The sequence below is a fragment of the Sphingobium algorifonticola genome (genome assembly GCF_004005485.1).
GTDB lineage: Bacteria > Pseudomonadota > Alphaproteobacteria > Sphingomonadales > Sphingomonadaceae > Sphingobium > Sphingobium algorifonticola.
In genome coordinates this window covers 165,997-180,472 of the sequence record NZ_RZUL01000002.1, presented here as the reverse complement: position 1 = coordinate 180,472, position 14,476 = coordinate 165,997, and the positions used below count along the sequence as shown (strand labels likewise).

At 65.6% G+C, this 14,476-nt stretch carries 13 protein-coding genes; 6 read left to right on the top strand and 7 right to left on the bottom strand.

Features of this window, described 5'->3' with window-relative positions:
- Window positions 1-19 precede the first annotated feature (19 nt).
- Window positions 20-1,201 carry a succinyl-diaminopimelate desuccinylase gene (gene dapE, locus ENE74_RS05915; RefSeq protein ID WP_127689835.1) on the top strand — a complete coding sequence of 394 codons (1,182 nt, stop codon included), beginning with the start codon at window positions 20-22 and terminating at the stop codon, window positions 1,199-1,201.
- Here the strand turns inward: dapE and ENE74_RS05910 are convergent.
- The 4 genes from ENE74_RS05910 to ENE74_RS05895 all read right to left on the bottom strand — a co-directional run bounded on the left by ENE74_RS05910 (window position 1,153) and on the right by ENE74_RS05895 (window position 5,380).
- Complete coding sequence (locus ENE74_RS05910) at window positions 1,153-2,826, bottom strand: putative bifunctional diguanylate cyclase/phosphodiesterase (RefSeq protein ID WP_127689833.1); 1,674 nt, start codon at window positions 2,824-2,826, stop codon at window positions 1,153-1,155. The genes dapE and ENE74_RS05910 overlap by 49 nt on opposite strands.
- 104 nt (window positions 2,827-2,930) lie before the next feature.
- On the bottom strand, window positions 2,931-3,467 hold the full coding sequence (locus ENE74_RS05905; protein ID WP_127689831.1) for a Smr/MutS family protein: 537 nt from the start codon (window positions 3,465-3,467) through the stop codon (window positions 2,931-2,933).
- Window positions 3,468-3,476: 9 nt separating this feature from the next.
- Window positions 3,477-4,727 carry a murein transglycosylase A gene (gene mltA, locus ENE74_RS05900; RefSeq protein ID WP_127689829.1) on the bottom strand — a complete coding sequence of 417 codons (1,251 nt, stop codon included), beginning with the start codon at window positions 4,725-4,727 and terminating at the stop codon, window positions 3,477-3,479.
- Window positions 4,724-5,380, bottom strand: a complete 657-nt coding sequence (locus ENE74_RS05895) for a Tim44/TimA family putative adaptor protein (protein WP_127689827.1) — start codon at window positions 5,378-5,380, stop codon at window positions 4,724-4,726. Before ENE74_RS05895 ends, mltA begins: the two co-directional genes overlap by 4 nt.
- A 257-nt stretch (window positions 5,381-5,637) precedes the next feature.
- Here ENE74_RS05895 and secB point away from each other — a divergent pair, with 257 nt between their 5' ends.
- The 5 genes from secB to ENE74_RS05870 all read left to right on the top strand — a co-directional run bounded on the left by secB (window position 5,638) and on the right by ENE74_RS05870 (window position 11,236).
- Complete coding sequence (secB, locus tag ENE74_RS05890; protein WP_127689825.1) at window positions 5,638-6,135, top strand: protein-export chaperone SecB; 498 nt, start codon at window positions 5,638-5,640, stop codon at window positions 6,133-6,135.
- A 143-nt stretch (window positions 6,136-6,278) separates the two neighbouring features.
- On the top strand, window positions 6,279-7,880 hold the full coding sequence (gene murJ / locus ENE74_RS05885) for a murein biosynthesis integral membrane protein MurJ (protein ID WP_127689823.1): 1,602 nt from the start codon (window positions 6,279-6,281) through the stop codon (window positions 7,878-7,880).
- 9 nt (window positions 7,881-7,889) lie between these two features.
- Window positions 7,890-8,894, top strand: coding sequence for a tryptophan--tRNA ligase (gene trpS / locus ENE74_RS05880; protein WP_127689821.1), 1,005 nt, complete (start codon window positions 7,890-7,892; stop codon window positions 8,892-8,894).
- 136 nt (window positions 8,895-9,030) lie between these two features.
- Entirely contained in the window at window positions 9,031-9,708 is a 678-nt protein-coding gene (locus ENE74_RS05875; RefSeq protein ID WP_127689819.1) for a DUF4136 domain-containing protein, read from the top strand.
- 190 nt (window positions 9,709-9,898) lie between these two features.
- The gene (locus ENE74_RS05870; protein WP_127689817.1) at window positions 9,899-11,236 is read left to right on the top strand and encodes a cyclic di-GMP phosphodiesterase; all 1,338 of its coding nucleotides are present in this window, start codon (window positions 9,899-9,901) and stop codon (window positions 11,234-11,236) included.
- Here ENE74_RS05870 and dnaA read toward each other — a convergent pair.
- From dnaA to mutM, 3 genes are all read right to left on the bottom strand, one after another.
- Window positions 11,233-12,600 (bottom strand): chromosomal replication initiator protein DnaA, encoded by a 1,368-nt coding sequence (gene dnaA / locus ENE74_RS05865; RefSeq protein ID WP_127690555.1) that lies wholly within the window; start codon window positions 12,598-12,600, stop codon window positions 11,233-11,235. The genes ENE74_RS05870 and dnaA overlap by 4 nt on opposite strands.
- Before the next feature lie 591 nt (window positions 12,601-13,191).
- Complete coding sequence (gene rpsT, locus ENE74_RS05860; protein WP_127689815.1) at window positions 13,192-13,455, bottom strand: 30S ribosomal protein S20; 264 nt, start codon at window positions 13,453-13,455, stop codon at window positions 13,192-13,194.
- A 131-nt stretch (window positions 13,456-13,586) separates the two neighbouring features.
- Entirely contained in the window at window positions 13,587-14,399 is an 813-nt protein-coding gene (gene mutM, locus ENE74_RS05855; RefSeq protein ID WP_127689813.1) for a bifunctional DNA-formamidopyrimidine glycosylase/DNA-(apurinic or apyrimidinic site) lyase, read from the bottom strand.
- Window positions 14,400-14,476 lie beyond the last annotated feature (77 nt).

Sequence of the window (14,476 nt, the reverse complement as noted above, 5' to 3'; positions counted from 1 at the left end):
CCTTCGCTAACGCACGGGCATGAGCGAAACCAGTGCCACTTATGATCCCCTGGACCTTGCCCGGCGGCTGATGGCCTGCCCCTCGATCACGCCGGCGACCGGCGCAGTGTTTGACACGCTGGAGGCGATGCTGGCACCGCTGGGCTTTGCCGTCGAACGGTTCGTCGAGGGGGATGCGCCTGACGGGCCGGTCGAAAATCTGCTGGCGGTGCGCGCCAATGGCCCTGGGCCGCATTTCGCCTTTGCCGGGCATCTGGACGTGGTGCCGCCCGGCAGCGGCTGGGCCAGCGATCCGTTCGTACCGCATGTGCGCGGCGACCTTCTCCACGGGCGCGGGGCGGTCGACATGAAGGGATCGATCGCCTGTTTCGTCGCCGCCGTGGCGCGGCAATCCGCCTTGCCGGGCACGATCAGCCTCCTCATCACCGGTGACGAGGAAGGCCCCGCCGTCCACGGTACGGTGGCATTAATGGCGCGCATGGCCGAGCGCGGCGTCGTGCCGGACCTGTGTCTCGTCGGCGAACCCACGTCCGTCAACCGGCTGGGCGACATGGTGAAGATCGGCCGGCGCGGGTCCGTCAACATGTGGATCACCGTTGCGGGCAGCCAGGGCCATGTCGCCTATCCGCATCTCGCCGACAATCCGATCCCCCGGCTGATCCGCATCCTCGCCGCGATCGAGGCCATCACCCTCGACGCAGGCACCGACTGGTTCCAGCCGAGCAATATTGAAATCACCGACATCACCGTAGGCAATCCGGCCACCAATGTCATTCCGGCGCAGGCATCGGCGCGCCTCTCCATCCGTTTCAACGACCGGCACAGCGGCACGAGCCTGGTCGCGCGCATCCGTGCCATCGTGGAACGCGAGGACGGCGCAACGCTGGACGCCAAGATCAGCGGCGAGCCGTTTCTGACGCCGCCGGGTGCTTTTTCGACCCTGATCAGCGATGCGATCGACGCGGCGACCGGCATCCGGCCGGAATTGTCCACAACCGGGGGCACGTCCGACGCGCGCTTTCTGTCGCGCTTATGTCCGGTGGTCGAGTTCGGGCTGTGCAATGCAACAATGCACAAGCTCGACGAGGCGGTGGCGCTCGCCGATCTCGCCGTGCTGACGACCATCTACGCCGACATTCTGGACCGTGTGCTTCACGCTTCCAGCACCGAAGAGGCGGCCGGACCGAAGCGGGCAATATAGTCGGGTTCGTGCGCGGGATGCGCAAGATGATAGCCCTGGAACACCGTGCAGCCGATCACCCGCAATATATCGACTTGGCCCGCTGTCTCCACGCCTTCGATCACGACATCGAGGCCCAGACCCTGGATGAGCGCGACAACCGCCGAGCAGATGATCCGCGCCTCCGCCGATGTTTCGATGTTGCGGACCAGACTGCTGTCGATCTTCACCCGGTCGATCGGCAAGTCGCGCAGCCGCGCCAGATTGGAATAGCCGGTGCCGAAATCGTCGATGGCGATGCGGACGCCGCTGTCGCGCAGCGCCTGAAGCTGGTCCCGCAGCCGCGCGTCCATATCCATCGCCATTGATTCGGTGATTTCCAGCTCTATGGCACCGGGCGGGGTGCCGTGGCGCGTCATCGCATGCCGCAGCCGCAGGAAAAAATCCGCCTGTGAAAGCTCCCGCATGGAAATGTTGATCGCGACGCGCTGAGCCAGGCCGTCGCGCGCCCAGCGCGCCGCCGTCTCGCACACCTGGTCCATGATCCAGTCGCCCAGCTCGACGATTACGCCGCTGGCCTCTGCGACATGCACGAACGTGGCGGGGAACAGCATGTCCCGTTCGGGATGCGCCCAGCGCACCAGGGCCTCTGCGACAATGGCGCGGTTGGCAACGACATCGATCTGCGGCTGGAACTGGAGCAGGAACTCGCCGCGTTCCAGACCCGCCCTCAGGTCGCGCTCCAACGCTTCCTTCCCCGCCGCCTTGCGCGCCAGATCGGCATTGAAGGTCTCGGCCCGTCCGCGCCCGCTGTTCTTGGCATGATACATGGCGATATCGGCGGCGCGCAGCAGATCGGACAGGGTAACGCCATGGTCGGGGTGATAGGCGATGCCGATCGATGCCCCCAGCACGATCTGTTGTCCGCCCAGATCGAACGGCTCGCCCAGCGCGAACTGGATGGCGCGGGCGATCCGTTCCGCCGCGGCACGATCGGGAATATCGGGAAAGAACAGGGTAAACTCGTCGCCCGCCAGTCTCCCGACCACTGCATCGCCTGAACCGGCCTGCACCTGCGTAATCACCACTTCGCGCAGGCGGCCTGCGACACGGGCGAGCAACTGGTCGCCCGCCGCATGGCCCAGCGTGTCGTTGACGCCCTTGAACCCGTCGAGGTCAAGGAAGAACAGTGCCGCCGGTTCCGGCGCGTGACGCTCCGCCAGCAGCCGGTCGACCTGGCGGCAGAAGCTCATCCGGTTGGGCAGTCCGGTCACCGGGTCGAACATGGCGAGCAGATGAATATTGTCGAGATTGGCGCGCACCTGGCTGAACAGGCTGTCCATCGCGATCGCGAGGTCGGGCAGGTCCTGCCGCACCCCCGGCTGCACCGGCGTCTGAAGGTCGCCATGCGCCGCCGCGACAAGCCGCGCTGTCGCCCGGTTTATCGACCGGGCAAAGCCCGCCATCGATCGTTGCGCCGCCGCCCAGCTCACGCTGCCGCACAGCAGCGCAACAACCAGCGCATAGGCCATGTCGCGCGCGCTGCCCCAAGCCGCCGTGCCCACGACCAGCGCCACGATGAAGGCGATGGCGGCGGCGCTGACCGCCACGGCAACGGCGCGACTCCTGAATGTGACAGTCTGCACCGGCTCCCTTGCATCGGCTGCTGGATGGTCCGCTTGCAGAGCGGAATGGTGCGGTTATGAATCGCACTGGTTAAGAAAATCCCACCAAGCCGGCGCAGTCGGGATTATTTTTTGCGACGCAATATGATGTACAACGCCCCCTCGCCGCCGTGGCGCGGATGGGCCGTGCGGACGCTCGCTATGGCATCGGCATGGGGGCTGCACTGGAGCCAGTGGGGGATCTCCGCGCGTATCGCGCCACGCTGTCCGCTGGTGCCCATTTCCCTTGCAGGACGGGGCTTTCCGGTGACGACAAGCAGCACGCGCACGTCACGCAGCCGGGCCGTCGCCAGCGCCTGATCGAGCCGGGCATGGGCCGCTGAAAGAGTGTGTCCATGCAGGTCGATGGCCATGTCCGGCACCAGCGCACCGCGCTTGATCTGCTTTTCCCACCGGTCGTCGAGCACCGGCGCGGGTCGCCGTGCAGGTTGCGGCAGCGGGCGCAGAACCGGTGACGGCGTTAACTTTTTCGGCGGCGGCAGGGCGGGCGCAGGCGGCGGTTCGGGCGGAAGCGGTGACGGCGCGGCGCGATAGGCGCGCACCGATTGCGCCAGCCGTGCCCATGATGCGCGCTCCTCGGGCGACAGGCGCCGTCCCGCCATCGCCTGACCTCAGGGCGCCGCGGCGGTGAGGCGCGCGACGGTGCCGGTCGGCAGCAGCAGCAAGGCACTGCCCCGCGCGGCCATGCCGCCCGCAATCGCCCGCGCCCGATCGCCTGCGCCCCAGAAGGTATCGAAGCGGTTCGCCCCCTTGATCGCGCCGCCGGTATCCTGCGCGATCCAGAGGCCATTCGGTTCGGCCCGGTCAAGCGACAGCAGCACCGGCGCGCCCAGCGGCACATAGCGCGGATCGGCGGCAACGGTCGCTTCGCCCGTTACCGGCAGGCCGAGCGCACCGAGCGGCCCTGCCCCGGTCAGTTCCTTGAAGAACACGAAGCTGCGGTTCTCGTTCATGATCGCGGCGCCTTCGACCGGATGGGCGCGCAGATAGGCCATGATGTCCTGCATCGAACCGGCCTGGATCAGGCCGCGATCCTTCATCAGCTTGCCGATGCCAGTATAGTCCCGCCCATTCTGCCCGTCATAGCCGATGCGCATCACGCCGCCGTCGGGCAGGCGCAGACGCCCGCTACCCTGTATCTGGAGGAAGAAGAACTCGATTGGATCGGCCGCCCAGCCAATCACGTTGGCCCGGCCATCCAGCGCCCCGGCGACGATCCGCTCGCGCGGCTCATAAGGCACGAAACGTCTGCCTTCGACTTTGCCGCGAATCGTCCTGCCTTTCAGCGTATCGCTGAACTGGCCGAGGTCGACGTCGATCAGATCGGATGGGCGGGCGTAGACCGGCACGTCATAGCCCGGCTGCCGCGTGCGCGATCCGGCGATCTCCGGTTCGAAATAGCCCGTTGCAAAGGCCTTTCCGTCGCCGACCTGCGCGGTTTCGAAATAGCGGATGAAAAAGGCGCTGGCGCTCGATTCGGGCCAGCTTGCCGCGGCGCTGCATGCCGGTTGCCAGTCCGCGCCGCGCGTCAGGCCGCTCTGATCGGTGCGACGCATCAGCGCGGGGCACGATATGCGGAAGGCCTGCAAGGCGAGGCGCGATCGCTCCCCCGACACGAGCAAATCGGCCACGGGCGGTCCGGCGACCAGCCCGGCACCCAGCGCATTGTCCCCGGCTGTGACGCCCACGGGCGCGGGTGCCGGGGTCACCGGCGGGCGGGGCGTTGCCGGTTGACGCCGCACGGCGCTTTCGCGCGGACTGGGAGGCACGGCGTTGGTGCTGCCCGGCGGAATGACGCCGCCCGCGCATGCGGAGAGCGTGGCCGCCAGCAGCAGCGCGACGCCCGCCTGTACGCGGATCATGCGTCCTCGTCGGTTTCGGTCAGTTTCCAGTTGGGATCGGCGCTGCGCAGATCGCGGCTGAAGGTCCACACGTCATGCGTCGCCACCGCATCGGTCATCGATCCGGCAATCACATTGCCGTCCTTGTCGCGTGTGATGGCGGCGATATCGGCATCGAAACGCATGGTGACATGCGCAACGCGACCGCTCAGCACGGCATCACTGATGACGGCCTTGTCGATCCGCACCAGCCGGTTTTCCAGGCTTTCGCCCGCAGCCTCGCGCGCGGCGATGGCCTCTTCGAAGCTGGCAAGCACATCGGCGTCGCACAGATAGGCCAGCTCTTCGCGATCACCGCGCCAGAAGGCTTCGAGCACCATGCGATAGGCCGACTTCGCACCGTCCACGAACTGCGGCACGTCGAACCGGCGATCGGCGGCAATCAGCGCGCGGACACCGGCTTCGGCACCCGGCGCCAGCAACCCTTCGGCGAGACGCGCCGGTTCGGCACCGCCATCGGGCGCGGAGCGCGGCTGTAGCACCGATACCTTGGCGCGATCCTCCGCCTGCATGGGCGCGGGTTGTTGCTCATGGCCGGTACGCTTGCCGAGCACCGAATAGAGCCGCAGCGCCAGAAAACCGGCGACCAGCGCGAGGATGACAATGGCGTACACGGTGGTTTTTCACCCTTTCAAGCGAAGCGCCCGGACGGTCGGGCCATGATTACCTGTCAACATAGGCACTTTTGCCGCAGATTCAAATGGCGATCGGCGGCTTTCGGGCACCGCTGGGCAACGGCAGGGCAGGGCGCACGTCGACCGCGCGGGCATTGCCCTGCGTTGTGCCCCCTGCTAAGCGCCGCCATCACGGTTTCGCCGCGGCAGGAAGGCCGACGGCGCATGGCACAACAGGGACGACGAGGACGAAATTTATGGCAGATCAGGCCGACACCTATGATGCAATGGCCAACGGCGCCGACACCATGCCGCAGATCGGGCTTATCACCCAATATGTGAAGGACATGTCGTTCGAAAACCCCAATGCGCCCGCCGTATTCCAGTGGCAGGCCCAACCGAACATCGATGTGCAGTTCAACATCGGTGCCGATCAGGTGGCCGAGGATGTGCACGAAGTGGCGCTGAAGATCGACGTGAAAGCCGTGACGGAAAACGGCACCGCCTTTGCTGTCGAGTTGGTCTATGCCGGGCTGTTCGGTGTGCGGAACGTGCCGGAAGATCAGATCCAGCCGTTCATGCTGGCCGAAGCGCCGCGCCTCATTTTCCCCTTCGCCCGCCGGGTGCTCGCCGATGCCGTGCGCGACGGCGGTTTTCCGCCGCTGCTGCTCGACCCGATCGATTTCAATGCGCTTTATGTGCAGCAGGCGCAGGCCCGTGCGCAGATCAACGAAGCCCCGGCCGGCAATGCGTGACATTTGATGACGCCCCATCCCGTTCGGGCTGAGCCTGTCGAAGCCTTCCTCCGAGCGGAGCGAGGACATAGCGCCTTCGCTTCGCTCAGGCTGGCCCTTCGACTGCGCTCAGGGCGAACGGGATCAGTGGCTTAAGCGAGATCATGGGCCTCCTAAGAGCCACCGGGACGATTGGCGGGCTGACATTGGTCAGCCGCATCCTTGGCATGGTGCGGGACATGCTGGTCGCGCGCTATCTTGGCGCCGGGCTGGCCTCGGACGCGTTCCTGATCGCATGGCGGCTGCCCAATCTGTTCCGTGCGCTGTTTGCCGAAGGGGCGTTCGCAGCGGTCTTCGTACCGATGTTCAACCGGGAAATGGCCCAGAACGCCGATCGCAAAGCCGACGACCGAAACGTGCCGCCCGGCCTCGCCGCAGCCGTCGACTTTGCCGGCGCGGTTCTCTCTATCCTGCTGCCTGTGGTCGTCGGCTTCACGATCGTGATGATGCTGGCCGCCGCCCCGGTCGTCTGGGCAATGACCGGGGGATTTCCCGATGGCGGCGCGGAAAAGTTCGATCTTGCGGTCAATCTGACGCGCATCACCTTCCCCTATCTGGCGCTGATCAGCCTCGTGTCGCTGCTCGGCGGCATCCTCAATTCGCTTGACCGCTTCTGGGTGAATGCCGCCGCGCCGGTGCTGCTCAACCTGTGTATGATCGCCGCGGTGCTGCTCTTTCGCGGCGAAACCCCGGTCGAGACGGCCTATACGCAGGCGATCGCCGTCACCGTTTCGGGCGCGCTCCAGCTGCTGTGGCTGATATGGTCGTGCCGTCGCGCAGGCGTGGTCCTGCGGCTGCGTCGGCCGCGCCTGTCGCCGCAGGTCAAGCGCCTGCTCATATTGATCGGCCCGGCGGCGCTGGGTGCAGGCGCGATCCAGTTCAACCTGCTGGTATCGACATCGCTGGCCGCGCGCTTCCTGCCGCAGGGCGCGGTCAGCTTTCTGTATTACGCCGATCGCCTCAACCAGTTGCCCCTCGGCCTGATCGGCATCGGGGTCGGCACCGCGATATTGCCCGCGCTCTCGCGCCAGATCGCCTCGGGCAACGAAGCGGCCGCATCGCATACCCAGAACCGCGCGCTGGAACTGGCGCTGTTTCTGGCGCTGCCCGCCGCCGTCGCGCTATGTGTCTCCGCCGTGCCGCTGATCCGTGGTCTGCTGCAACATGGCGCGTTCACGGCCGCAGACACGCTGGGCACGGCCGGTGCCCTGTCCGCCTTTGCGCTCGGCGTGCCCGCCTATGTCCTCATCAAGGTGCTGACGCCCGGCTTCTATGCGCGGCAGGACATGAAGACGCCGGTGCGCGTTGCCCTCTTCTCGATGCTGTTCAACCTCGTCGGCAATCTCATTCTCATCTGGCCGCTGGGCCATGTCGGCGTGGCCGTCTCCACGGCCATCGCCGCCTGGGTCAACGTGCTGGTCCTCTACTGGCTGCTGCACCGGCGCGACCAGTTGCGGATGGACGCGCGGTTCAAGGCGAAGGCGATCCGCATCGTCGGCGCCAGCGCGGTGATGGGCGTTGCCCTGTGGTTCCTCAACCCGCTGCTCGACCCACATATGGCCCAAGGCGCGATCGCGCGGGCAATCGCCCTTGGCCTGTTGTGCGGCATCGGCGCGCTGGTCTATGGCGTGGCGGCGCTGGCCCTTCGGACCTACGCACTTTCCGAACTCCGGTCGCTCGTCACGCGATCAGCCAAGACGAATTGAGACACTATCATGCGCGTTCTTTCCGGCATTCAGCCCACCGGCAACCTGCACCTTGGCAATTATCTCGGTGCGATTCGCAACTGGGTGAAAATGCAGGACGACATGGATGCGGACAGCCAGTGTTTCTTCTTCCTGGCGGACATGCATTCCATCACCGTGCATGAGGAACGCGCCCAGCGGCTGAAGAATGTGCGGGAAATGGCGGCCGCGCTGATCGCCGCGGGGATCGACCCGGACCGCAGCGTGCTGTTCAACCAGGCGCGGGTGCCCGCCCATGCCGAGCTGTGCTGGCTGCTGAACGGCACGGCGCGGATCGGCTGGCTCAACCGCATGACGCAGTTCAAGGACAAGGCAGGCAAGAACCGCGAAGGCGCTTCGGTCGGCCTGTTCGTCTATCCGGTGCTGCAAGCCGCCGACGTGCTGCTGTATCAGGCAACGCATGTGCCGGTGGGCGAGGATCAGAAGCAGCATCTGGAGCTGACCCGCGACATCGCGATCAAGTTCAACACCGACATGGGCGTCGATCTGTTCACTTTGCCCGATCCGATCATCCCGAAGGAAACCGCGCGCATCATGTCGCTGCGCGACGGCGCGGCGAAGATGTCCAAATCCGACCCGTCGGACATGAGCCGCATCAACCTGACCGACGATGACGACATGATCGCCAGCAAGATCCGCAAGGCAAAGACCGATCCCGAACCGCTGCCGGACAATTTCGCCGATCTGGCGGGGCGACCCGAAGCCAGCAATCTGGTCGGCATCTTCGCCGCGATGACGGGGGACAATGCCGACGCGGTGTGCGCGCGATTCGCGGGACAAGGCTTTGGCGCGTTCAAGCCCGCCCTTGCCGAGGTGCTGGTCGAGACGCTGCGGCCGATCCGCCAGCGGTTTGAGGCTTTGAAGAATGATGATGTCGCGCTCGACGCGATCCTGCTGAAGGGCGCGGCAAAGGCGGCGGCGGCGGCGGAACCCACGTTGCGCGGGGCCTATGCGGCGCTTGGCCTGATGCGCTGATCGACAAGGACAGCTGCATCCGTGCCACGATGAGGCGTTTATGACCGGCGTTCAATCGCCGTTCAGTTGCGCTTTGCCATGATATCCCTATCTTGAGCGGCAGCCGCCGTTTTAGGCCAGATGCAGGATGAACAGCATGTCGAAATATCGTAAGATCGGCCTTATCGTCGCGCCGGCATTGGCGCTGGTGGCGCTGTCGGGCTGCGCGACCAAGTTCAATGCGGAAGTCGCCCGGTTTCAGCAGCTTCCCGCACCGCAGGGGCAGAGCTTTGCCGTGGTCGCGGATGATCCGCGTCTGGCAGGCGGGCTGGAGTTCGCACAATATGCCAGCCTTGTCAGCGGCCGGATGGCGCAACTTGGCTATGTGCCCGCCGCTGACCCGGCATCGGCCAATCTGGTCGTGCGCATGCGGTACGACATCGATCCAGGCCGTGAGAAGATCCGCAGCACCGGCGGCTGGGGCGGTGGTTGGGGTGGCTGGGGCGGCGGCTGGGGTGGCTGGGGCGGCTGGGGTCGCGGCGGCTATGCCGGCTTCTACGGCCCGCGCCGGTTCGGCTACGGCTTTTACGACCCGTTCCTGTTCGGCCCCGGTTTCAACGACATCAGCAGCTACACGGTCTACACCAGCAAGCTGGAAATGAAGATCGAGGAAGTGGGCAGCGGTCGACGGCTGTTCGAAGGCACTGCCACGGCGCAGTCGCTGAGCAACAAGCTGACCTATCTGGTGCCCAATCTGGTGGAAGCCATGTTCACCGACTTTCCCGGCCGTAACGGCGAAAATGTGAAGATCACGGTGGCACCGGAACCGAAGTGAGACGTTATGGCATACAGGTGATGGCTCCCAAGCACACCTGATGACGGCCCGGCGGTCCCGCAAGGTGATCGTCGGGCTTTATCGTGGCGGGAAACATTCCGTCGCAACCCGGTAACGCGACGATTATCGAAGATTTAACGGCTGGTCTGCCACGGTTGCCTGTCATCAACGGCAGGAATCCGGCGTTCGCATGCTCAGGCGCATTGTCCCGCAGCAACTGCAATTGGGCATGTATGTCCACAGGTTCGAAGGCGACTGGCTGTCGCACCCGTTCTGGCGCGCGCGTTTCCTGATCGCCAAGCCCGCCGACCTTGCCAAAATACGTGAAAGCGGGATTACTGCCCTGTGGATCGACGAGGCGAAGGGCAAGCCACTCGCGAACCTGCCGCCTGTCCCCGTGCAGCCGCGGGCCGGCCCCTCCTCCCCTCCCGGCGAAAGCGCCGCGGATCGCGTCCGTGAGGCGCGACGGGCCAGCATGACCTGGTGGCCGATCCGCCCCGACAAGGAAACGCACGATCGCGCCGCCGCGCGGCAGACCGTGCAGATGGCAAAGCAGGTCATGAAGTCCGTGCTCGACGGGGCAAGACTGGGTCATGCGATCCGCTCCGCCGATGTGCTGCGGGTGGTGGACGACATCTCCAGTGCTTTGACGCGCGACGCCGCGATGTTCCTGGGCATCACTCGCCTGAAGACCAAGGACGAGTATACCTATCTGCATTCGGTGGCTGTCTGCGCGCTGATGGTCAATCTGGCGCGCGAACTGGGGCTGGACGACAAGGCGGTGCGGGAGGCGGGCATCGCCGGGCTGCTGCACGATGTCGGCAAGATGGCCGTGCCCGAAGCGATCCTGAACAAGCCGGGATCGCTGACCGCCGAAGAGTTCAGCCAGATGCGCGACCATACCACCCGCGGCCATGCCATGTTGATGAAGGGGGTCGCGATCCCGAACGCTGCGCTCGACGTGTGCCTCAACCATCATGAGAAGATGGACGGTACCGGCTATCCGCTGGGCCTGACGGGCGATCGCCTGAGCCTGCATGCGCGGATGGGCGCGATCTGCGATGTCTACGACGCCATGACATCGCAGCGGTGCTACAAGGCGGCCTACAGCCCGATCGACACAATCGTGACGATGCGGGCGGCCGTCGGCCATTTCGATCCCGACCTGCTGTTCCACTTCCTGCGCAGCATCAGGCTGTTTCCGCCCGGCATGCTGGTGCGGCTGCAGTCCGGCCAGCTTGCGGTGACCCTGCCGGTTACGGGCCGCCGGGCTCGGCCGCGTGTCCGCGCATTCCATACCATCGCCGACCGCCGCGATACCAAGCCACACGACATCAGCCTGAGCGGAGGCGAATCCGGCGATAGCATAGTGAGCGAGGAAGACCCCGCCGCCTGGGGGCTGGACGATTGGGAAAGCCTGCGCGATCGCCTGCTGGCAGGGCGGGTCGTGGCTGACGACGAGGGTCCGGCCGCATCGGCGGCATCCGGCCCGACGCGCGATCCCACCGGCAGCGCGGTCGCGCTCTAGCTTTCGAGTTGGCGCACCAGCGCGCGGACATCGGCGTCGATATCCGGGTTCGATTCGCGCAATGCCTCGATCGTGCGCACGGCATGGATCACAGTCGAATGGTCCCGACCGCCGAAGATGCGACCTATTTCGGGCAGGGAACGCGGCGTCATCTTCTTCGCCAGATACATGGCCACCTGCCGGGGTCGGGCAATCGCGCGGGCGCGACGCTTGGACCGCATGTCGGACGGGTCGATCCGGTAATGCGCGGCGCAGGCCTTCTGGATGTCATCGACGGTGATGCGGCGCGCATTGGCGCGCACCGTATCGGCGAGCATTGCCTGCGCGAACTCCAGGTCCACGGTGCGTCCGGTCAGCTGGCCATAGGCCAACAGCTTGTTGAAGGCGCCTTCCAGCTCGCGAATGTTGCTGCGAATGGCGCGGGCGAGGAAATCGATCACCGCGTCGGGCACCGGCGGATCGCCCGCTACCGCGCGCCGCGCCTCCAGAATGGCGAGACGCAGATCGATGCTGGCCGGCTGAATGTCCGCCACAAGGCCGCCCGCAAGACGCGAAAGGATGCGCGGGTCAATCGCGTCGAGCTGCTGCGGCGGGCGATCGGCACTGATCGCGATGCGGGCGCCGCTTTCCACCAGCTCGTTGAGCGTATGCAGAAACTCCTCCTGCGTCGCGCCTTTGCCCGCAATGAACTGAATATCGTCGATCAGCAGCAGCCGCGCGGCGCGCAGCCGCGCCTTGAACGCCATCGTCTCGTTCGCGCGCATGGCGTTCACGAACTCCATCATGAAGCGTTCCGCGGACATGTAGATGACGGCGGCGTCCGGCGTATGCGCAAGATAGGCGGCGGCAATCGCATGCAGCAGATGCGTCTTGCCCTGACCGGTGCCACCGTGGAGGAACAGCGGGCTGAACCGGGGCTTTTCGGGCGCGGCCATCGCCATCGCCGCGGAACAGGCCAGCCGGTTGCTGTCGCCGGTGACGAAACCGGCAAAATCATGCCGGGGCTGAAAGCCGCCTGCGGTCCGCGCTTTCGCCGGCGGGGCGACGCCATGATCGGCCGCCGTCGAGAGAACGCGCAAGGCCGCCGATTCGGGCGCACGGACGATCCGGATGTCGCGCACGCCGGCCTGGGCACTGCGCCAGGCAAGGCGCAGGCGATCGCCAAACTGCGCCGCGACGAAATTGGCCGAAAACTCGGACGCGACCAGGATATCGAGCGTTTCGGTCATGGCGCAATAGGCACCGAGGCGCGCGGGCTTTATCCACTGGTCGAACATGCGCGGGCCGATGTCGCTACGCAAACCGGCACGAAGCTGTGACCAGACGGGTTCCAGATGCGTCGATCCCGCCCCGTTGCGGTCCATCCCATCCTGCCCCTGTTCGCAGGCTATGGCGATGTCTGCCAGTCGTTCCATCTTGGTCTTCATCAAGCCCGTACCACGCCTTCACTCTCGCGCGGCATCCCGCCACGCATTGCCCCGCCGCCGCAGTGCACAGGAAACCCGTGCGACCAATCGCCCCCGATTGGCCGGTTTCGTCATTCGACAAACACTGCAAGGGTTACGACGCCGAGTCGGATCGTAACCGAGACACAAGACTTAGACAGCGCGCGACGAGTCGATCAAGACCGAGCCGGGTCAAAAAAATGAAATAAAGACGTTGACTCACCAAAGCCCGCGCAAATGCTGGATTAAATAATAACTCTCTGTTTTTTAATAGTAATTCTAATGGTTACTGCGCCCGTAACGCTCGAATCGGCAGAAGTCCTAGGTTACAGCAAAATGACAGTCCCATGACATTGGCCCTTTCGCGACGACGCAACCGGTTGTGGCTGCATAATGCTGCAACGCACCGCAAAACGATCGCTGCCGCTCATGGCACCTGCACAGCAAAAAGCCCGCCGGGATAACCTGGCGGGCTGCTGCTGGCCCAAGGGCCTCACCGATGGGTAAGGATCAGCTCAGGGCCGAAACGCTCTTCGTCAGACGGCTGAACTTGCGGGCGGCCGTATTCTTGTGCAGCACGCCGCGCGCGACGCCGCGCGCCAGTTCGGGCTGAACGGTCTGAAGAGCCGTTGCCGCGGCATCCTTGTCGCCTGCCGCAACGGCCGCTTCGACCTTCTTGACCAGCGTACGGATGCGGCCGACGCGGTTGCCGTTGATCACTGCCCGTGCCGCGTTACGGCGAATGCGCTTCTTTGCCTGTGGCGTATTTGCCATGCCTGTCCTCGAACCGGTTATTCAAAAGAAAAGGGCCATGCGGAATCGGTCCGACAGCCCGTGAAGGAGCGCGCCTTACCGTGATAGCGCCAGTGCGTCAACCATGTGCCGCGCAATTGCCGCCGCAAGGCCTACCGCTGGCAACTGCGGCAATGGAATGTCGATCGCCCGCCATCGACGCGCCGCGTGACGATGCCGCCGCATGGGCAGGCTTCCCCCGCCCGCCCGTAGACCCGCCATTGTTTCGAGAAATAGCCGAGCTCGCCATCGGGCCGCGCATAGTCGCGCAGCGTCGATCCGCCTGCTGCGATGGCGGCGGCGAGCACCGCCCGAATCGCCGCCACCAGTCGCGCAAGCCGCGCGCCGCCGATCCGCCCGCTCAGCGTGCCCGGCGCGATGCGGGCGATGTTGAGCGCCTCGCACACATAGATGTTGCCAAGTCCCGCAACGATTCGCTGGTCGAGCAGTGCCGCCTTGATCGGGCTGGTCCGTCCGGCCAGCGCACTTTGCAGATAGGCGGCCGTGAAATCCGGCCCCAGCGGTTCCGGCCCCATCCGCGTGAACGGCGCAAACGCCTGCCAGGCGTCGGTGCGGACAAGGTCGAGCGACCCGAAGCGGCGCGGATCGTTCAGCGCGAGCCGGCGGCCCGACAGGGTTTCGAGCAGCAGATGATCGTGCACCAGAAGCGATTCGGGATCGACGCGCCAGCGGCCCGACATGCCCAGGTGGAAGATCAGCGTATCGCCCCTATCAGTGCCGATCAGCCCGTATTTGGCGCGCCGCCACAGCGCCGTGACAGTCGCGCCGACAAGACGCTGCCGCAGATCAACCGGGATCGGCCAGCGCAGATCGGCGCGGCGCGGCTCGACCGTCATGAGGCGCTGGCCATCGAGCACCTGGGCCAGACCCGCGACGGTCGTTTCGACTTCTGGTAATTCGGGCATGCAACCCCAATGTAGGCGCGGTCCGTCGCGTGTCCAGCTTCCGCTGGCCCCCGCGCAAAACTCTGGCTAGAGCGAGG

Excerpts from the sequence above, each read along its gene's own strand:
- ENE74_RS05905 (WP_127689831.1), bottom strand. The coding sequence starts at position 3,467 with ATGGCGGGACGGCGCCTGTCGCCCGAGGAGCGCGCATCATGGGCACGG.
- rpsT (WP_127689815.1), bottom strand. The coding sequence starts at position 13,455 with ATGGCAAATACGCCACAGGCAAAGAAGCGCATTCGCCGTAACGCGGCA.
- trpS (WP_127689821.1), top strand. The coding sequence starts at position 7,890 with ATGCGCGTTCTTTCCGGCATTCAGCCCACCGGCAACCTGCACCTTGGC.
- mltA (WP_127689829.1), bottom strand. The coding sequence starts at position 4,727 with ATGATCCGCGTACAGGCGGGCGTCGCGCTGCTGCTGGCGGCCACGCTC.
- ENE74_RS05870 (WP_127689817.1), top strand. The coding sequence starts at position 9,899 with ATGCTCAGGCGCATTGTCCCGCAGCAACTGCAATTGGGCATGTATGTC.
- mutM (WP_127689813.1), bottom strand. The coding sequence starts at position 14,399 with ATGCCCGAATTACCAGAAGTCGAAACGACCGTCGCGGGTCTGGCCCAG.
- murJ (WP_127689823.1), top strand. The coding sequence starts at position 6,279 with ATGGGCCTCCTAAGAGCCACCGGGACGATTGGCGGGCTGACATTGGTC.
- ENE74_RS05875 (WP_127689819.1), top strand. The coding sequence starts at position 9,031 with ATGTCGAAATATCGTAAGATCGGCCTTATCGTCGCGCCGGCATTGGCG.
- dnaA (WP_127690555.1), bottom strand. The coding sequence starts at position 12,600 with ATGGACCGCAACGGGGCGGGATCGACGCATCTGGAACCCGTCTGGTCA.
- dapE (WP_127689835.1), top strand. The coding sequence starts at position 20 with ATGAGCGAAACCAGTGCCACTTATGATCCCCTGGACCTTGCCCGGCGG.
- secB (WP_127689825.1), top strand. The coding sequence starts at position 5,638 with ATGGCAGATCAGGCCGACACCTATGATGCAATGGCCAACGGCGCCGAC.